An 18,789-nucleotide genomic window follows, 5' to 3' on the forward strand; every position below is an offset into this window, starting at 1 on the left:
TCGTTGAGAGCGACAACTATCGCGCGGCCAGATTTGCTACCCTCTGAGCACCAGCCTTGGCAGCATGAACCTTGCTGCAAGTGTTCAGTCCACTAGACTTCTCGCACAAACGCTAGCCAATACGACCCACAGAAAATGAATCTATAATGGCCCCCTGAGCGGCTCATGATGTGTTAGTGCATTCAGACGCTTGCCTGCGGTTTGCCGGAGAATACTGACTAAGGGTTTTTTCTATTATCCAGACTAAACCCGCCAGCCCCTAAGAGAAACAGGGCGATAAAACCACCGGACATCGTGATGTTTTTCATCAGCATCAACTGACTTTGTAGGTCGGGACCACTGTGAAAAATCAGTCCTGAGATGATACAGAATCCGAAGAACAGAATGGCGACAATCCTCGTCTGAAAGCCCAGTAAAAGAGCCACACCGCCGCCTAGCTCGGTTAATATCACCAAAGGCAATAATATTGCTGGTACGCCCATCGACGCCATATACTCAGCTGTCGCGTTATAAGCCGAAATTTTACCTATTCCAGCAATAATGAATACAGATGAAAGAAGTACTCTCATTAAAACTGACACTAAACCGAAGAATAATTTGTTGTCGATGATATTGTCAATTTTGCCTTTTATAGACATTAACGCTTCCTCAAAATATTAAATAATATACACATTAAAAATCAACGGCCAGTTTGTAATTACACACCGGGCCGCGTATTCAATGGCTCGCTGATGGTGGTGGCTAAACCCTGGGCTGGGGGAGTAATAGTTGTGGCCTGAATAAAAATAAAGAGTGCTTAAGCAGCATGCTAACGACGTTATTATCCCCCCGCATTACGCTCACATCTTCTTATTCTCAGTGCTCGCCTGCTTATTCATGATATCGTGCTCAGCGGGAGGGTTACCATATAATTGACGTAAGGATTTTGGTATATGCCCATTGTTATCGATTATATTATAATGCTCACCCACTTCAGCCGTCAGTAATGTACTGCCGGATAAGGCCTTTAAGTTAGGGTCGCTAAATAGCGCCCAAACCACGCGTCCACAGAATTCAGGGCTCTCAAATCCTAATGTGTCACGGAGCGCGCGCGTTTTCGGGTCTGAGTTGGCAAGCTCAACCATCGTCTCTGTGGCTACGAAACCTGGCCATAGGGATACGGCGGAAACGTTAAAGGGGGCGAAGTGCTCGGCGTAGGAAGCGGCCAATTTATCCAGGCCTGCCTTTGAAGCGTAATAGGCTGGATCATGTACTTTCGCATCGGCATAGAAAGATACGTTGACGATTAATCCGCGCCCACCGGCAAGCAGCAAGCGCGCCGCATGCCAAGTCGCAACATGATGAGAACGTAAACCAACATCCAGTATATCGGCAAGATGGATGGTGGCTTCCCAAAAGGGTTTCACTCCCATTTGGCTGTTAAGCGTGGTGGCATTATTGACGAGGATATTGAGATAACCGTGCTTCTGCTCCACCTGTTTAAATAGGCGTGCTATCTGTGCATCGTCAGACATATCGCAAACAACCGCTACTCCTTGCCCCCCCGCGTGGGTTATTTCACTGACCACCTTTTCGACTGACTCCTGGTCACGACCCGTAACATAGACAATCGCACCTTGCCGTCCCAGTTCCTTTGCTATTCCCTTACCTATTCCCTTGCTTGATCCTGTAATAACGGCGATGACATCTTTTTCTGTTTGCATTATTTGCTCCTGATGACAAGGGCCAGGGCCTTCATCTTCGCTTAAACGGTGACAACAATTTTGCCTAGCTGGGCGTTCGCTTCTAGATATTGATGTGCCGCAACTATCTGATCAAACACAAAGGATTTCGCTATAACCGGCTTTAATTCACCACGACTAAGCGCCGCCAAAATAAAGGTTTTAGCGTTGGCGAGGCGCGCCGCATTTCCTACAATTTCGCTGTAAGCAAATCCCCTGATCGTCAGGCCTTTCGGGATCGCCAAACTTGCCGGGAAAGGGGTGTTTTCACCGCTCAGATTGCCGTACTCTATCAGCGTGCCTCCGGGCGCCAAGATCTCGCATAGCGTGGGCACACCTTCCCCCCCAATACAATCGAAGATAACTCGCGGCGGCCTATCGCCGGTGATTTCTTTAACTTCAGCTACGCTTTTCTCACCCTGGGAAGTGACAACCCATGATGCACCGATATCGAGTAACGCCTGGCGTTTGGATTCGGTTCTTGAGGTTGCTATCACCCGAGCGCCAAGCATGTTGGCAATTTGAATCGCGGCGATACCAACACTACTGGAAGCGGCAGTGACCATGACATAGTCGTCAGAGGTCACTTCTGCAACGTCAACCAGTGCCCCATATGCCGTGATGTACTGCATCCACGCCGAGGCCGCTTGCTCCCAGGATAAATTTTCCGGATGCTTAACCACGTAACGGGCTGGGTAGTGAATAGTTTCACCATAGGTGGGCCACCGATCCATAGCCAGTGAAGGGATAACACTCACCGCGTCGCCAGGGATAAGGCCTTGCACTTGTGCACCAACGGCCTCGATAATCCCGGCCGCTTCATAGCCCATTCGCTGCGGAAATACCGGAGGAAATGCATACTTACCGCGACGCAGTAGCGCCTCCGCCCGATTTAAACCGATAGCTTTCACCTTAATACTGACTTCATCGGCGGCTAAGGCAGGGAGAGCCACGTCCACAATTTTTAATACATCTGGTTCACCGACACGATCAAACTGGATAACCCGCGCCATTTTGTTCCCCTTTATATAAAACACGTAAACTAATACGAATTTATGACTGGAGTTTTTGACACAAAAATAAGTGTAATTTTATGCCTGTTCCATTATTTCATGCGTATCACGGTTTTCCCCCGGTATCCTCCGCTCTTGACGGAGTCCAGCGCTAACGAAGTATCCTTTAAATAAAATACTCGCGGAGGCGTGAAGGGAATCTCACCTTTGGCAATCTCTTTCGCAATAGAATTCAATTTGGCAGGGTCAAATTTCATTTGAAAAAATGTCCCTTTTCCTGGTTGGCTGTCAGGTGTTTTTTCTGCGATATCAACGGCAACTGAACTTACAATTCGACCGTTTGGCGCCAGAGTGTTCCAGAGTGCTTCCAGGGAACCTCCACCGACCAAGTCAAGAACGAGGTCAACTCCCTTTATCATCGATAAGGCATGAGCGTCGTTATAGTCAACGACATCTGTGGCACCCAATGACTTGACATAATCTCTGTTTTTTTGCGAAGCCGTAGCGATGACCTTTGCCCCTGCGCGATGAGCCAAAGGAATAGCCAAAGAGCCTACTCCGCCAGCCGCACCCTGGATCAATACGGTTTGCCCAGCCGTTAATTCCCCGATATCAAATAACCCCGTCCACGCCGTCGAGCCGGCAACCGGCAGGGTTGCTGCGACGGTTTCGTCCAGATCATCGGGAATGGGGATTAACAGTTCCGGCTCAATTTCTATCGTTTCGGCAAATGCCCCGCGGTTCACAGGCTTCCCTATCACGCGATCGCCGACGTTGAAGGTGGTGACGCCAGCCCCCACTTCAACAATCTTTCCTGCGAACTCGCCACCCAAAATACAGGGAAAAGTTAATGGGAATATATGCTTAAGCAGGCCATCACGCAGTTTCCAGTCTAATGGATTAACCCCTGCGGCGACGATCTCCACAATGACCTTGCCCGGTGAGACTTGGGGCCTGTTGATGGGCTGAATTTTGATCGTGCCCTCAGCGCCATAACTATACATAACTGCTGCTAATTGCTGATTCATGTTGATCTCCTAAGCTATTTTTTCACTATATCCGTACCAATAATAATTAATAAGATGCTAAATTATGGACGCCGCGGACCAAAAATGAGACAGCTCATGAATATGAATGCATTGCAGGACTTCATAAGTGTGATTACACACGGCAGCTTCAGCGCGGCAAGTCGCGCAACGATGACGCCTAAAGCCTCTATTTCACGGCGGATCCGTCAGTTGGAAGATGAACTGCAAACGCGCTTGTTTGAACGTACGAATACCGGTTTCACCTTGACCGCCGAAGGAACCCTGCTATTCGAACGGATAAAGCCTTTGGTTAACGAGCTCAACGACATCAAAACTGACATGATGGAACAGACCGGTAGCCCCTCAGGAAAATTACGGATTAGCGTTCCTCCCGTTATTGCATTTGATACCTTGGGTAAACTGGCTGCTCGTTATAGAGAGCTTTACCCCTTGGTCGAACTTGAACTTATTGCTGACAGCAGATTGGTTGATCCTATTCGAGAAGGTTTCGATGCCGTTATTCGTGTAAATCCGATGGCGGATGAAGAGATGATAGGTATAAAAATATTCAAAGAGACATTAATATTTGTTGCGTCACCGCAATATAGGGAACAACTGGCTTTGGGAGACCCGCTCACAGAACTTCCTCTCATCAGTATTGGAACGCACTGGAAACCGAATCAAATTAGTACCGTTTTGGAGGGGGAACCACGACATTTCAATGTGAACACGGAGTTATATATCTCCTCTCCGTTTATCACCCGTTCCACCCTCATTTCGGGAGTCGGTTCCGCACTGCTACCGGAAGCTTTGGTCGCCGATGACATCAAAGCCGGCAGGTTGCTTCACCTGGGGGTAAGTGAACAGCCAGAGCTGATTTTATGGTGCCTCTATCCGAGTAGACGCTATGTCACCGGAAGATTAAGAGCCTTTATTGATTTATTGAAGGAAACATTTTCACAGGAAAGCAGTATTCATCATTAACGGTGCGAAAAACAAAACCGGCGATCCTGTCGGGTAAGCTGTGAATGATGGCTGCACTTAAGCGTGCAAGCAGCCATTGAACCGCCTGCAACGCTGTCCTCCAGTCCCTGGCTCGAAAATCCATTTAATTACCCGGCTAACGACTATGTTGGCTGCCGACGCTGTGCTAGTTTCTGTAGCAAATCATCAGAATGCAGGACATAACATGTTGAGTTTGTTTGTTTACGGGACGTTAGGGCCAGGGCGGCCAAACGCGCACATCATGGAAAGTATCGGCGGGAGTTGGGAAGAGGGCAGTGTGGGAGGAACGCTGCTGAATGCAGGGTGGGGCGCCGAAATGGGCTATCCGGGCATCGTGCTGGATAACAGCGGCAGCCGGGTTCAGGGTTTTCTGTTTCGTTCCGACAATCTTGCCGCCCACTGGCAAACTCTCGATGAATTTGAGGGAGAAGGGTATGAGCGGGTGGCCGTCAGTGTGACTACGGCAAGTGGCGACGTCGTCGATTCGTTTATCTACATGCTGAAGCAATAACGCCGCTGCCGTTGCTAATATTTAGCTCGGGAACGAGCCATCTCGTTCCCGAAATGCGGCGATTACCGGTTCGGCAAACAGAAAAACGACTGCGCGTTCTCACCCAAAATCTGACGCTTACTTTTCTCCGGCAAGGCAGAGCTGCTGACCAAATGGCCGATCTGTTGTTCCCCCAGCGGGAAGGGAGCATCGGAGCCCAGCATGACCCGTTCCGCACCCAGGGTATCCACCAGAAGCTCTAGCGCCCGTGGATCGAACACCGCGGAGTCGACGGAGAAGCGATCCAGATAGCTTGACGGTTTATGCGGGCAATCTTCACGCACGATATCGCGCTGCTCCCAGGCGTTATCGACCCTCCCCATCAGGTAAGCAAAGCTGCCGCCCCCGTGGGCAAAGCAGAGTTTCAGGCTGCGCGGCAAGCGTTCGAAGGCGCCTGAGAGGATCAAAGAGAGGATCGCCAATTGCGTTTCCGCCGGCATTGCCACCAGCCAGGGCAGCATCCATTTCTTCATACGCTCCGCGCCGCCCATCATATCCCAGGGATGTACCAGCACCGGGATACCCTCGTGGGCGCAGTGGGTCAGAAAGACGATCAGCGATTCATGATCCAGATCCTTTGCCCCCACGTGATTACCTATTTGCACGCCAATATGACCACACTCTTTTGCCCGGCTGGCTTCGCGGCAGGCGGCTTCGCTGTCCTGCAGGGGAACCTGCGCCAGCACCTTCAGCCGTCGCGGGTTGGCAGACGCCATCTCCAGCGCCCGATCGTTCATCAATTGGACCCAGGGCAGGGCGCGATCGAGAGCGACGTCATAGGCAAACATGACCGGCGTGGCGCACATGATCTGAATATCGATCTGCTGTTCATCCAGCTGTTCCAGGCGGCGTTCGGCATCCCACAGGGCGTCATAGACCGGCCGGAAAGGCTTATCATTGAGCATGATCTGGCCTTCGCGCCCGTGGGTTGCCAACCAGGGAGCCCGCTCAACATCCAGCCTGGCAGCCTCTTGTTGGCTGATTTTAGGGAAAAAATGCGAGTGGATATCTATTTTCATCGGTTTTCTGTTGCCTTCAGTGTGCGATGCCAGGTTTGTGCATCGCGGCTTGGGTGGATCTCGCCGCACTGGCTGCAGCGGCGTTCTTCATCGCTGGTTGCATAAAATTGTTCATAAACCGGGGGGAGATCCGCCACGATGCTCTTGAGGTTCATTTCATATCTTTTGATCAGGTTGCCGCAGGCCGCGCATGACCACTGTATGGCGTCCGGCTCATTTTCCGGGCGCATCCGTTCCAGCACCAGGCAAAGGCTGCCCTCTTCCGGGCGTTGAGGAGAATGAAGCACATGGGGTGCCATCAGGAAAATGTCCCCTTCACGCAGGTCGATGCGGTCGTAACGGCCGTCATCCCAGATGTTCAGATAGGCATTCCCTTTAAACTGGTAGAAGAACTCCTCTACCGGGTTATCGTGAAAATCGGTGCGCTGGTTCGGCCCGCCGACGACGGTGACCATGTAATCGCTGTCCTGCCAGATCTGTTGGTTATTGACCGGGGGCTTGAGCCGATGCGCGTTACTGTCTAGCCAAGTATTGAAGTTGAGCGGAAATCCATATTTGAAGTTAGACATTGTTATTCTCCGATTCGTAGGGCAGAGGATATGCACAGGTTATTTTTGGGGCTTATAGGCGATGGCCTTGATTTCAATTAACAAGTGCGGGTGGGGCAGTTGATGCACCGCCACGGTGGTGCGGGTTGGGCCGTCGTAGTCAAAATAGTCGGCATAAACCGCGTTATAGCCAGCAAAATCGTTCATATTGACGAGAAAAGCGCTGATCTCGACAACATCATTCAGGTCGGCTCCGACACTGCGCAGGATGTCGCGAATATTATCGAGCACCGCGCGAGTCTGAACGTCGATAGCCAGGCGGGTTGCACCCATGGCATCGGCTTCGGCCCCGGCAATACTGTTGTCCGGCAATCTGGCACTGGTGCCGGAGACAAACAGAAAGTCGCCCGCCCGTTTCACGTGTGGAAAACGTCCGCGCGGGGCGGCTTTTCCCTTAACAACCACAGCCTGGTTAGTCATAGCTGGCCCTCGGTATGAAATGCCGTTCGCCCAAAGCCGGAAATATCGACGCTGACATGTAGCCCGGGGCGTAAAGTTTCTGCTGCGGTTGCCGCGCCAGCGAGGATCACCGAACCGGCAGGCAGTACACGTTCTTGTTGATGCAGCAGGCTGGCGATCTGTATCAGTGCACGCAATGGATGCCCAAGAATAGCTGCGGTGCTGCCAACCTGCACCGGACGCCCATGAAAGTTCATCACCACACCAAGGTTATCGATGGCGCGCTGCGGGTTCTGCAAGGCCCCCACGACGAATTTGGCGGATGAGCAGTTGTCGGCAATCACGTCCTCAAGGGTGAAGCGGAAATCGCGGTAACGGGAATCGATAATCTCCAGCGCAGGGCATACCCCTTCAAGCACCCGGCCGGCTTCGGCCAGGGACAGCGGGCCATTGATCTCTTTGCCGGTGATAAAACAGAGTTCAGGTTCCACGCGCGGGTGGATCAACTCGCGCAGATCCAGTGTTCCTCCTTCTTCAATCTGCATGGCATCGGTCAGTTCTCCCCAAATAAGATGGTCAACGCCCATCTGCTGCATTTTGGCGCGGCTGGTGAAACCCAGCTTCAGGCCGACGCGACGCTCTCCACGCTGCTCGCGCAGCCGGATCCCTTCAGCCTGAATTCGATAGGCCTTGGGAAGATCCAGAGCCAGCTGTCCGGTTAACTGTGCGGTGGCTTGCTGGCTGAGTGTGGCCTGGTCTAGCTGAGTGGCCAGTGCGGTAAGATCCATGATTTTGCTCATGCAATGTTCTCCTGAAGCCTGTTTCGCTGGGCCAGCAAATCCAGGGCGACGTCAACGATCATATCTTCCTGGCCGCCGACCATTCGCCGACGGCCGACCTCCAATAAGATATCGGCGGTTTTAAGTTGATACTGTTCCGCCGCCTTTTCGGCATGGCGCAGAAAACTGGAGTAGACGCCGGCATACCCCAGCGACAGGCTCTCTCGATCGACGCGTACCGGACGATCCTGCAATGGACGCACCAGATCGTCTGCCGCGTCCATCAGTTGCAGCAGGTCGCAACCGTGGTTCCAGCCCAAACGTTCGGCGGTGGCGATAAAGACCTCAAGCGGCGCATTGCCGGCACCGGCGCCCTGACCGGCCAGCGAAGCGTCGACCCGCTGACAGCCTTCCTCCACTGCGACAATCGAGTTGGCGACCCCAAGCGCTAAATTATGGTGAGCGTGCATGCCAATTTCCGTGTTTTCATCGAGCACCTCGCGCAGAGCACGGAAGCGATCGCGGATATCCTGCATCAGCATGGCGCCGCCAGAATCGACCACGTACACGCAGGTGGCCCCGTAGGACTCCATCAGTTTCGCCTGCTGTGCCAGATGTTTGGGTTCAGCCATGTGGGACATCATCAGAAAACCGACGGTATCCATCCCCAGCTCACGCGCATAGCTAATGTGTTGGCGCGAAATATCCGCTTCGATGCAGTGAGTGGCGACGCGCACTACCCGTGCGCCGGCATCATAGGCATTACGCAAATCGTGAACGGTACCGATACCCGGCAACAGCAGCGTCGCGATCCGGGCATGGCTGACCGACTCTGCGGCAGCGGCAATCCACTCGACGTCGCTGTGCGCGCCGAAGCCGTAGTTGAAGCTGGAGCCGGATAGCCCATCACCGTGGGCCACTTCGATCGAGTCGACCCCAGCGCGATCCAACGCGGTGGCGATTTGTCTGACCTGTGGCAGCGAGTAACGGTGGCGTACCGCGTGGGAACCGTCACGCAGAGTGACGTCGGAGATATAGAGTTTTTTCATCTTCATGCTCCCTGACCTTGCAGCAAACGCCTTGCGATATGCTCACCGCAGGCCAGTGCGGCTGACGTCATGATGTCGAGGTTGCCGGCGTAGGCCGGTAAATAGTGAGCGGCCCCTTCGACCTCCAGGAAGATGGAGACTTTCAGGCCACCCTGCGGCCCCAGATCCGGGTAAAGGTGCGCATCGGCCGGGGCGATGGTTTCAAACTGGACTTCCTGCTTGAGCCGATAGCCGGGAACGTACTCTTGCACTTTGGCGACCATGGCAACCACCGCTTCGGTGATTGCTTGCCGATCGCTCGGTGGCGTCAGGCAGAAAACGGTATCGCGCATCATCAAGGGCGGTTCGGCCGGGTTGAGGATAATGATGGCCTTGCCGCGCCTTGCGCCGCCTACGCTTTGCAGTGCCAGCGCGGTGGTTTCGGTAAATTCGTCGATGTTTGCGCGAGTGCCGGGCCCGGCAGAACGGCTGGAGACCGACGCGACGATCTCGGCATAGTAAACATCGGTGACGGCGGCGACGGCGGCCACCATCGGAATGGTGGCTTGTCCGCCGCAGGTGACCATATTCAGATTGGGGGCGTCGCCCTGAGTTGCCAGGTTGACTACCGGCACTATGTAGGGGCCGATGGCTGCCGGAGTCAGGTCGATTACCCGTACACCGTACTGTTGCAACAACTTATTGTGGTGCGCGTGCGCCCCGGCCGAAGTGGCGTCAAAAACCACTTTGATTTCGCTGAAATCGGGCAGCGCGAGCAGGCCATCAATGCCTTCGGACGTCGTCGCCACGCCCAGCCGATTCGCACGGGCCAGGCCGTCGGAGGCAGGATCGATTCCGACCATCGCAGCCATTTTCAGGTGCTGACCGTGGCGCAGGATCTTAATCATCAGATCGGTGCCGATGTTGCCCGAACCGATGATTGCAGCGGCAATTTGCGCTGAGTTGCTCATTGATCACCTCCTGCGGCAGGGGCGAAGCGGCCGCTGACCTGACCGAGGCCCTCAATGCGGGCGCTAAACACATCCCCAGCGCAGGCCGCTACCATCGGCCCCAATGCGCCAGTGAGGATGATATCGCCGGCTCGCAATGCGTTGCCGCGTTGCGCCAGCGTGTCCGCCAACCACAAGGCGGCAAGCAGCGGATTGCCCAGACAGGCCGCTCCGGCACCCACCGAAACCGGTTCGCCAGCCCGCTCCAGCACCATGCCGCAGCCCAGCAGATCGACGTCCTTCAACAGCACCGGGCGATTACCCAGCACGAACAGACCGCAGGAGGCGTTATCGGCAATGGTGTCCGCCAGCGAGATATCCCAGCCGGCGATGCGGCTATCAACCACTTCGAGAGCGGGCAGCAGATAGGCGGTAGCGCGGATCAGGTCGGCGAGCGTGTTTTTTTCATGGGGCAGATCCCGTTCAAGTACCAAGGCGATCTCGGCTTCCACCTTGGGCTGAATCAGCCGACCGGCGGCAATCTCTTCACCGTCACACAGCGCCATGTCGGCGAACAGCTGGCCGAAATCCGGTTGATTGACCCCCAGTTGGCGCTGTACCGCCGCCGACGTCAGCCCGATTTTGCTGCCCACCGGTCGGTGTCCCTTTTGGATCCGCTCTTGGTTATTGACCCGCTGTATGGCATAGGCGGCATCGATATCCTGTGAACCCACCAGGTGGCGAACCGGCGCGCAGGGGTGGCCACTCTCGGCGGCCTGCCTGAGCATTTTGGCCGCTTCATGGTGTTCAGGCTTCAGTGAATTTGACACATGACTCTCCTGTTATGCGCCACGCGTGAACGTGGCCGTTTTCCCTGCGGCTGGGTATTGTCGTGAGTCATGCCCTTGAAGAAAGAGAGCGTTGGCGACCACGATTCAGCCAGCCGGCGAGAGTGGATACAGGGCAGTCTAATCAGCTGGCCAATAAGCGAAAAATGAATAAAGTGGCTTTTGCTATTCCTTAAAGTTATGCCATAGTCGCCAGACTTGGTGCCTGGGCCAGACGATTTTTGGGAGTAAACGACAATGAATGAACGTTCCCCTTTTAACGTTAGCGATATGATCCTGAACCGGCTCAAGCTGCGTCCACTGCTGATTTTTGACCGGGTATTACGCAATCAGTCGATTGCGCGTGCTGCTCGGGAGCTGAATCTGACCCAGCCCGCCGTGACCAAAGCGATCCGTGAACTGGAACAACAGCTGGATACCCTCCTGTTCGATCGTAATAATCGGGGCGTGACCCCAACGGACTGTGGTGTCTTGCTGGGAGAGCGGGTTAAATCGGTGATTGCCGAGCTGCGCTACCTGACCGATGAGCTGAACACCTTCAAGGGCGGCGTTACCGGCCATGTTGTGGTGGGAACGCAGATCTCGGCCAGCGCCCGTTTGTTGCCGCGCGCCATCTTGTTGCTGAAAGAGCGAGCACCCAAAATTCTGGTCACCGTACGGGAAGGGCCGCAGGATTACTTATTTCCTGCATTAGCAACCGGTGAGCTGGATGTGGTGGTAGGGCGTTTGCCCGAGCCCGATGCGCCTCTGACTGCACGCATGGCGCTGAGTCACCGGGCATTATATTGCAACAGCCTTTGCGTGGTGGCCGGCAGCCGCCATCCGCTGGTGCAAGAAGCCAATCTTAACCTTCAACACCTTGCGTCATGGCCGTGGATCCTGCCGCCGCTCGACTCGCCGGCCCGGCGTGTGGCCGATCAATTCTTCAAGGAGTCCGGGCTGCCGGCCCCTGAAAATATCGTGGAGTCATTGTCGCTGCTGACCAACGTCAACCTGCTGGTGGATTCTTCATTCCTTGGCCTGATGCCGACCGCCGCGGCGCGGCGCTTTATTGCGGCCGGTCTGCTGTTCCAACTGCCGCTTGGCGACGTGGGCCCTTCCACCGAGGTCGGGTTTTCCATCCGTGAAGATAAGCCTTTGACGCCGGCGAGCAGGCAACTGATTGAATGCCTGAAATTGGCGGTTCAGGAAGACAATGCGTTGCCTGGCTATAACCAAACGGCATAGCAAAGCCCGCTTTATTCATTTTCACCTTATTTCTACGGCTCCCTACACTGCGTAACGATACCCGGTCGAAGCTCCTCTCCAACGGCGTTGCTTTCAGACGCCAATGGCAGGTTTCTTCGTGCCGCTTTGTGACTCAGGAGGAACAGTGCCGTGGCAATTTATCAATCCGCGCCGGATTTACCCTTGTATATCGACGGCCAGTTTGTCGATGGGATCCGGCAGTTCGACAATATCAGCCCCGTTGATGGACACCTCGTTTCGCGAGTTGCCGAAGCGGGGGAAGCGCAGGTAGCGGCAGCGGTCAAGGCCGCCCATGCCGCACTCTCCGGGCCCTGGGGGCAACTGAGCGTGCCGGAACGTGTGGCGCTATTGCACCGGGTGGCCGAGGGTATCGAAGCCCGTTTTGACGAATTTGTCGCGGCAGAAGTGGCGGACACTGGACGCCCCGAGAGTCTGGCGCGTACGCTGGACGTTCCCCGCGCCATTGCCAACTTCCGTACCTTCGCCGATCTGGCTGCAACCTCGGTCAATGAATGCTGCGAAACGCCACAGGCCGATGGTGGCCTGCTGTTCAACTATACGGTCCGCAAACCGCTAGGGGTGGTGGCCGTAATTTCTCCCTGGAATTTGCCGCTGCTGCTGCTGACCTGGAAACTCGGGCCAGCGTTGGCCATGGGTAACACCGTGGTGTGCAAACCGTCGGAAGAAACCCCCTCTTCGGCAACGCTGCTGGCGCAAGTGATGCATGAGGCCGGTTTGCCTGCCGGGGTATTTAATCTGATCCACGGTTTCGGACCGGGTTCTGCGGGGGAATATCTTACCCGCCAGCCGGAGATTGCCGCCGTTTCCTTTACCGGCGAATCTCGTACGGGCAGCGCCATCATGAAAGCGGTGGCGGATGGCGTAAAAGAAGTCTCTTTCGAATTGGGCGGGAAAAATGCCGCGGTGGTGTTTGCCGATGCTGACTTTGAGGCGGCGGTCGCTGGCGTAGCACGCTCCTCATTTTTCAACACTGGGCAAGTGTGTTTGTGCTCTGAACGGGTTTATGTCGAGCGCCCGATCTTCGATCGTTTCGTCGCGGCATTAAAAGAACGGGCCGAAGCCTTGAAAATAGGTTATCCCGATGAGGAGGGCGTGGATCTCGGTCCGCTGGTGTCACAAAAGCACCGGGATAAAGTGCTTTCCTATTTCGCGCTGGCGCGTAGCGAAGGAGCCACCCTGATCACCGGCGGTGAGGTACCGGTATTCGGTGACGAGCGCGATAACGGCTCCTGGATCCGCCCAACCATTTGGACCGGCCTGGGCGACGACGCACGCTGCGTGCGCGAAGAGATTTTTGGACCGGTATGTCACATATCGCCTTTCGATAACGAAGAGGAAGTGCTGGCGCGGGTCAACGACAGCCAATATGGTCTGGCCTGCGCGTTATGGACCAGTCAGGTCGGGCGGGCGCATCGCCTGGCTCGGCGTGTTCATACCGGCATCGTCTGGGTTAACAGCTGGTATGCCCGCGATCTACGCACCCCGTTTGGCGGCAGCAAACTGTCCGGCATGGGGCGCGAGGGCGGGCGTCACTCTTTGGACTTTTACTCTGAAATCAGCAATGTCTGCATAAAACTATAATCGCTCACCGGCTGCCGCCAGCCCGTGGCAGCCCGCAGAGTCCCCCCTCTTCGCTGACAGGAGCCTGACCTCATGTCTCATGGTGCATCTCTGGATATTGAAGCCTTTATCGATCAATCGCGATTTTCCCCGTTCCAATGGCTACTGTTGCTGCTGTGTTTTTTGGTGATTTTCATGGACGGTTACGACATGGCTGCGATTGCCTACGTGGCCCCTTCACTGCTGGACGAATGGGGAGTGCAGAAAGCCGAACTGGGGCCCGCCATGAGCGCGGCGTTGTTTGGCCTGGCGTTTGGTTCGCTGCTGTCCGGGCCGCTGGCAGACAGGGTGGGCCGCAAACCGGCGGTGATCTATTCCGTATTGTTGTTTGGGGTGTTCAGTCTGGCAACCGCCTGGTCAACTTCGATAGGATCATTGACCCTGCTGCGTTTTATTACCGGATTAGGGTTAGGGGCTGCGATGCCCAATAGCATCACGCTGCTGTCCGAATACTGCCCCAGCAAACGGCGCACCATGATTGTCAGTGCCATGCTGTGTGGTTTCCCGTTGGGTGCGGCCGTCGGTGGCCTGCTGGCCGGTTACCTTATCCCTTCATTTGGCTGGCGTTCAGTGTTGGTGGTAGGGGGCGTGGTGCCTATCCTGCTGTGCGTAGCCTTACCTTGGTTATTGCCCGAATCGGTGCGTTATATGGTACTTAAGGGCTATCCCAGCGCCCGTATTCGCGCCGTTTTACAGCGCATAAAGAAGGAAGGGACCGAGCGGGCTGAGCACTTCGTCATTGCGGAAAAAATAGCCGACGGACATTCCGCTATCCGTGCCATTCTGACTTCTCCGCATCGCACCGTCACAGGGTTGCTGTGGCTGAGCTGTTTTATGAGCATGCTGGTGTTTTACATGATCGTTAGCTGGATGCCGCTGCTGCTAAAAGAGGCGGGGTTGTCGGTGCTGCAATTTTCCCATATCAGTGCGCTGTTCCCGTTAGGCGGTGGGGTGGGGTCAATAGTGATAGGTTGGGTGATGGATCGCCGTGAACCCAATAAGGTCCTGGCGCTGACCTATCTGGCCGCCGGGGTATTGGCCTATGGCGTGGGCCTGGCGGTTGGTAACGTCACTCATACACTGCTGTTAGGTTCACTGGTGTTCTTTATGGGATTTGCTTCCGGTGGCGGGCAGTCTGCGCTGGCGTCACTGTCTGCTTCCTATTATCCCACCAGTTGCCGCGCCACCGGGGTGGGCAGCATGTATGGGGTAGGGCGTTTTGGCGCTATATTCGGCGTGCTCGCCGGTGCGGAACTGCTGCGTTACCAGTATCCCGCCGCGGCCATTTTTAGCCTGTTGCTGATCCCTGCCTGGTTGGTTTGCCTGGCGCTGATGCTGAAGTATTTCAGCGGACGGCGGCGAGAACTGCTGTTGGCTCGCTTGCCGGATAAACAGTGACGTTACGCTTGCGTTTGCGTTTGACACTGCAGCAGAGAAAGAGAAAGGCGTTACTTGTCGTCAGGAAGGAAATAGTGCCCGCATTTAGGGCAGATCATGGTGATGTTTTTACGCATTTTGCGACTGTTTTGTTCAGATACGTGAGCGCATTTCGGGCAGGTCACTTTTACTGATGAGTCGCTGAACATCTTAAGGGCATCAAAGATAGACATATCTTTCACCGGGTAGATGTAAGGAGCCTCAGTTTAGCATTGCTCGGGGTTAATAGCCCTTTATTGATTGTTTATTAATCATTTCTGCGAGGGCGGTGCCGGGACTTTGGCGCCGATGAACAAGCGGCGCCGCAGTAAAAATGTCACATTTCCATCCGAGGTTACATCTGTCGGAGCAACCTTACGCAGGCATGACAGTTCTATACATTGTGGCTGGTAATTTAACAGCTACCCGATGATGTTGTGTGTTATCCATTCCCTGTAGTGTATTACCCCATCCCTGTTAAGTTTATCCCGCCTTGTGCGGGATTTTTTTTACCTGCGCTCAATCATTTGCCCGCCAAACATAATGTCGCGCGTGGCCTGCAACGCCAGAAAATCATGGGGGAAACCGAGCTCGATGGCACTGGCAGTTTCCAGCCGTTGCCATTGCTCTTCTGTGAGCCGGACGTCTAATGCCCCCAGATTATCTTCCAATTGCGCCAGCGTACGTGCGCCAATAATGGGGGCGGTCACCGCCGGGTTACGCAGCGTCCAGGCCAGGGCCACTTGCGAAGCGCTGAAGCCGGATTCGTCGGCCAGCGCCTGTACCTGTTCGGCAATCACAAGATTGCGTTCGGTCAGCATACCCTTATTGCGTACCATTGCGCGTCTTGTCCCGTTCTCTTCCCCCATGGGCTGCAAATCACGTCGGCTGTATTTACCGCTCAAGATACCGCCGGACAGCGGTGACCAAGGGATCACACCGAGGCCCATTTCCTGTGCCATCGGGATCAGCTCACGCTCTACGGTGCGTTCCAGCAGGCTGTATTCGATCTGCAGGCCAATCAGCGGTGACCAGCCACGTAAATCCGCCAGCGTCTGCATTCTGGCGGCCTGCCAGGCGGGGAGATCCGAAACGGCCAGGTACAGCACCTTGCCGGCGCGCACCAGGTCATCCATGGCGCGCATGATCTCTTCTACCGGAGTAGTGAAGTCCCAGGCGTGCAGATACAGCAGGTCGATATAATCGGTATTCAGGCGCTGCAGGCTGTCTTCCACTGAGCGCACCATACTCTTGCGATGGTTGCCACCGGAGTTGGGATTATCAGGTTGCATGGGCAGCGTGTATTTGGTGGCGATTACCAACCGATCGCGGCGTCTGGCGGCGAACTCCCCGACAAAACGCTCGGCGCTGCCTTCGGTGTAGCGGTTGGCGGTATCGATGAAATTGCCGCCGCGCTCGACGTAAACGTCAAACAAACGGCGGGCCTCCGCCTGTTCCGCCCCCCAGCCCCAGTCGGTGCCGAAGGTCATGGTGCCGAGTGCCAGCGGCGAGACGCGCAGGCCGGAACGGCCCAGTAGACGGTAGTGGTTTAGGGCCAGTGATGTATGCATCGTGCATTCCTCTGTGGTTTTTCCCCAGAATAGGCCCCGCGATACTCTGACTGAATACGCTATAATCTTCATGAATTATTAAGCGCAGGAGGCATAATGAGAGGAAGTGACTTTGCAGAGCTGCGCGCTTTTGCTGCCATTGTGGAACATGGCGGTTTTGCCCGTGCCGCAGCGCAACTGGGTATGTCCGCTTCCGCACTCAGCCAGACTCAGCGTAATCTGGAGACCCGGCTTGGTGTTCGGCTGTTGAATCGTACCACTCGCAGCCTGGCCCTCACCCAAGCGGGGGAGCAGCTGTTAGCGCGCCTTTCGCCAGCATTGGCGGAGATTGAGGCCGCCGTCACCCAGACGGCTGCGCTGCGTTTACAACCGGCGGGGACGCTACGCCTTAACGCGTCCGGTTTGGCGGCGATTTATTATCTGGCCCCGTTGTTAGCGCCGTTCAATGCACATTATCCCGATATTGTGGTGGATCTAAGCGTGGACGATCGGCTGGTGGATATTGTTGCCGCCGGTTTCGACGCGGGCGTACGTTTACATGAGCGGCTGGAAAAAGACATGGTGGCGGTTGCGCTGGGAGGCGAGCAACGCATGTGCGTGGTCGCCTCGCCGACATATCTGGCTCGTTACGGCGTACCACAGACGCCGGAGGCGCTACGGCAGCATCGTTGCCTAAATACTCGCTGGCCGACCAACGGCAGTCTCTATCGCTGGGAGTTCGAGCGCGGTGGCGAAAAGCTGGAGATTGCAGTGGAGGGGCCCTTGATCGTGGATGAAGCGCAGGTTCTGGTGCGTGCTGCTATGGATGGGCTGGGGATTGCCTACTTGTTCGAGAGCCAGGTGGCTGAGGCCCTGAGGGACGGCCGGTTGCTTTCGTTGCTCACGGGCTGGACGCCGCCTTTCCCCGGATTTTACCTTTATTATCCCGCTAATCGGCAAATGCCGCGGCCGCTGCGTGTGTTTATTGACTTCGCCCGGCAGCAGGGCTAGCTGGTGGTGGTGAGCTGACGAGTATCCGGTTTTTTTGAATAACTCTGTCAGATAAATTTGGTATTCACCCTGGAGACAGTTGATTAGATTGGATCAGAGTATCCCCGGGTGCCATCGGCATCCTTATACAACGATCAGGGAGTTTCTAATGGCGAAGACAGTGGTAATTTTTCACTCCGGCTACGGCCACACCGAACGTTTGGCAAACGTGGTTGCGCAAGGTGCCGAAGCTGAACTGATCGCTATCGATCAGGAAGGCAATATCAGCGATGAAGCCTGGCAAAAACTGGATGAGGCGGATGCCATTATCTTTGGTTCGCCGACCTATATGGGGGGCCCGTCCTGGCAATTCAAAAAATTCGCCGATGCCAGTTCAAAAGCCTGGTTTACCCGCAAATGGCAGGACAAGGTTTTTGGTGGCTTCACTAACAGCGCCAGCCTGAACGGCGACAAGCAGGTGACGCTGATCGCGCTGCAAACGCTGGCCTCTCAGCATGGTGGTCTGTGGGTCAGTCTGGGGCTGATGCCTGCCAATACCAAGGCGGCGCAACGTACCGATGTGAACAACCTCGGCGGGTCCGTTGGGCTGCTGGTGCAGACCCCAGCAGACGCCGGCGTGGATGAAATGCTGTCGGGCGATCTGGAAACGGCTACGCTGTACGGCCAGCGCGTTGCGGCATTTGCCGCCAAATTGGCTTAAGCATTATCCCTTTGCACGCGCAGGGGAGAGATTAGCCAGGTACGCTTTTATTCATACGCACGCTTTGGGGCGCTCATTTTTTCTACACAATTGGGGCGTAAATTAGTGTGCGTTATTAGCCTGCTTGGGCTAACACTGCATTTCGTACAAATATTCCCGGTTCCTAGGCCGGGTTTTTTGTTGCTAAGGTGGGCTTAAGCTTCCGGCGATACAATGAGCGGCAACAGGGTCATGCAATGATCGTGTCGTAACTGTCAATTAGCTGCTCTTCAAGC

General features: G+C 55.2%; 20 protein-coding genes. 7 read left to right on the forward strand and 13 right to left on the reverse strand.

All coding sequences use genetic code 11. The features are described 5' to 3' along the window. Nucleotides 1-218: 218 nt before the first annotated feature. From AAZT04_RS01540 to AAZT04_RS01555, 4 genes are all read right to left on the reverse strand, one after another. Nucleotides 219-638 carry a DoxX family protein gene (locus tag AAZT04_RS01540; RefSeq protein ID WP_020825577.1) on the reverse strand — a complete coding sequence of 140 codons (420 nt, stop codon included), beginning with the start codon at nt 636-638 and terminating at the stop codon, nt 219-221. Nucleotides 639-839: 201 nt separating this feature from the next. Further along, a complete protein-coding gene (locus tag AAZT04_RS01545; RefSeq protein WP_149573875.1) occupies nt 840-1,703 on the reverse strand; it encodes an SDR family NAD(P)-dependent oxidoreductase in 864 nt (287 codons plus the stop codon). Between the two features lie 41 nt (nt 1,704-1,744). Continuing rightward, complete coding sequence (locus AAZT04_RS01550) at nt 1,745-2,734, reverse strand: zinc-dependent alcohol dehydrogenase family protein (protein WP_434678774.1); 990 nt, start codon at nt 2,732-2,734, stop codon at nt 1,745-1,747. 92 nt (nt 2,735-2,826) lie between these two features. Further along, nucleotides 2,827-3,762, reverse strand: coding sequence for an NADP-dependent oxidoreductase (locus tag AAZT04_RS01555; RefSeq protein ID WP_149573877.1), 936 nt, complete (start codon nt 3,760-3,762; stop codon nt 2,827-2,829). A gap of 96 nt (nt 3,763-3,858) precedes the next feature. On the opposite strand from AAZT04_RS01555, the gene AAZT04_RS01560 reads away from it, so the two are divergent. After that, the gene (locus tag AAZT04_RS01560) at nt 3,859-4,746 is read left to right on the forward strand and encodes a LysR family transcriptional regulator (RefSeq protein ID WP_434678777.1); all 888 of its coding nucleotides are present in this window, start codon (nt 3,859-3,861) and stop codon (nt 4,744-4,746) included. Between the two features lie 205 nt (nt 4,747-4,951). Then, complete coding sequence (locus AAZT04_RS01565; RefSeq protein ID WP_041414293.1) at nt 4,952-5,278, forward strand: gamma-glutamylcyclotransferase family protein; 327 nt, start codon at nt 4,952-4,954, stop codon at nt 5,276-5,278. Nucleotides 5,279-5,340: 62 nt separating this feature from the next. Here the strand turns inward: AAZT04_RS01565 and AAZT04_RS01570 are convergent, their stop codons facing one another. Genes AAZT04_RS01570 through AAZT04_RS01600 form a run of 7 tightly spaced genes read right to left on the reverse strand, consistent with a single transcriptional unit; the run spans nt 5,341 to nt 10,888 of the window. Continuing rightward, the gene (locus tag AAZT04_RS01570) at nt 5,341-6,336 is read right to left on the reverse strand and encodes an amidohydrolase family protein (RefSeq protein ID WP_020825583.1); all 996 of its coding nucleotides are present in this window, start codon (nt 6,334-6,336) and stop codon (nt 5,341-5,343) included. Then, nucleotides 6,333-6,905: a 3-hydroxyanthranilate 3,4-dioxygenase gene (locus AAZT04_RS01575; protein ID WP_020825584.1), complete on the reverse strand. Its 573-nt coding sequence runs from the start codon at nt 6,903-6,905 to the stop codon at nt 6,333-6,335. Before AAZT04_RS01575 ends, AAZT04_RS01570 begins: the two co-directional genes overlap by 4 nt. A gap of 39 nt (nt 6,906-6,944) precedes the next feature. Further along, the gene (locus AAZT04_RS01580; RefSeq protein WP_020825585.1) at nt 6,945-7,364 is read right to left on the reverse strand and encodes a RidA family protein; all 420 of its coding nucleotides are present in this window, start codon (nt 7,362-7,364) and stop codon (nt 6,945-6,947) included. Then, nucleotides 7,361-8,143: a 2-keto-4-pentenoate hydratase gene (locus AAZT04_RS01585; RefSeq protein ID WP_115059672.1), complete on the reverse strand. Its 783-nt coding sequence runs from the start codon at nt 8,141-8,143 to the stop codon at nt 7,361-7,363. The genes AAZT04_RS01580 and AAZT04_RS01585 overlap by 4 nt, the downstream gene beginning before the upstream one ends. Further along, complete coding sequence (dmpG, locus tag AAZT04_RS01590; RefSeq protein WP_046374306.1) at nt 8,140-9,177, reverse strand: 4-hydroxy-2-oxovalerate aldolase; 1,038 nt, start codon at nt 9,175-9,177, stop codon at nt 8,140-8,142. Before dmpG ends, AAZT04_RS01585 begins: the two co-directional genes overlap by 4 nt. Further along, nucleotides 9,174-10,121, reverse strand: a complete 948-nt coding sequence (locus AAZT04_RS01595) for an acetaldehyde dehydrogenase (acetylating) (protein ID WP_149573880.1) — start codon at nt 10,119-10,121, stop codon at nt 9,174-9,176. Before AAZT04_RS01595 ends, dmpG begins: the two co-directional genes overlap by 4 nt. Beyond that, nucleotides 10,118-10,888: a 2-keto-4-pentenoate hydratase gene (locus AAZT04_RS01600; protein WP_129940960.1), complete on the reverse strand. Its 771-nt coding sequence runs from the start codon at nt 10,886-10,888 to the stop codon at nt 10,118-10,120. The genes AAZT04_RS01595 and AAZT04_RS01600 overlap by 4 nt, the downstream gene beginning before the upstream one ends. A 297-nt stretch (nt 10,889-11,185) precedes the next feature. On the opposite strand from AAZT04_RS01600, the gene AAZT04_RS01605 reads away from it, so the two are divergent. The 3 genes from AAZT04_RS01605 to AAZT04_RS01615 all read left to right on the forward strand — a co-directional run bounded on the left by AAZT04_RS01605 (nt 11,186) and on the right by AAZT04_RS01615 (nt 15,235). Further along, the gene (locus AAZT04_RS01605) at nt 11,186-12,175 is read left to right on the forward strand and encodes a LysR substrate-binding domain-containing protein (RefSeq protein WP_020825590.1); all 990 of its coding nucleotides are present in this window, start codon (nt 11,186-11,188) and stop codon (nt 12,173-12,175) included. Between the two features lie 150 nt (nt 12,176-12,325). Further along, nucleotides 12,326-13,798: a 2-hydroxymuconic semialdehyde dehydrogenase gene (locus AAZT04_RS01610; RefSeq protein WP_242507274.1), complete on the forward strand. Its 1,473-nt coding sequence runs from the start codon at nt 12,326-12,328 to the stop codon at nt 13,796-13,798. Nucleotides 13,799-13,870: 72 nt separating this feature from the next. After that, a complete protein-coding gene (locus AAZT04_RS01615; RefSeq protein ID WP_129983892.1) occupies nt 13,871-15,235 on the forward strand; it encodes an MFS transporter in 1,365 nt (454 codons plus the stop codon). Nucleotides 15,236-15,285: 50 nt separating this feature from the next. Here the strand turns inward: AAZT04_RS01615 and AAZT04_RS01620 are convergent, their stop codons facing one another. Both AAZT04_RS01620 and AAZT04_RS01625 read right to left on the reverse strand, forming a co-directional pair. Then, a complete protein-coding gene (locus AAZT04_RS01620) occupies nt 15,286-15,447 on the reverse strand; it encodes a YnfU family zinc-binding protein (protein ID WP_216641657.1) in 162 nt (53 codons plus the stop codon). Between the two features lie 315 nt (nt 15,448-15,762). Further along, complete coding sequence (locus tag AAZT04_RS01625; RefSeq protein WP_337047124.1) at nt 15,763-16,824, reverse strand: aldo/keto reductase; 1,062 nt, start codon at nt 16,822-16,824, stop codon at nt 15,763-15,765. A 96-nt stretch (nt 16,825-16,920) separates the two neighbouring features. On the opposite strand from AAZT04_RS01625, the gene AAZT04_RS01630 reads away from it, so the two are divergent. Next, the gene (locus AAZT04_RS01630) at nt 16,921-17,814 is read left to right on the forward strand and encodes a LysR family transcriptional regulator (RefSeq protein WP_129940037.1); all 894 of its coding nucleotides are present in this window, start codon (nt 16,921-16,923) and stop codon (nt 17,812-17,814) included. Nucleotides 17,815-17,962: 148 nt separating this feature from the next. Then, nucleotides 17,963-18,514 (forward strand): flavodoxin family protein, encoded by a 552-nt coding sequence (locus tag AAZT04_RS01635; RefSeq protein WP_020825595.1) that lies wholly within the window; start codon nt 17,963-17,965, stop codon nt 18,512-18,514. Nucleotides 18,515-18,789: the final 275 nt, after the last annotated feature.

It is taken from the genome of Serratia sp. Je.1.23.a, from assembly GCF_051129805.1.
Classification (GTDB): Bacteria; Pseudomonadota; Gammaproteobacteria; order Enterobacterales; family Enterobacteriaceae; genus Serratia; species Serratia liquefaciens.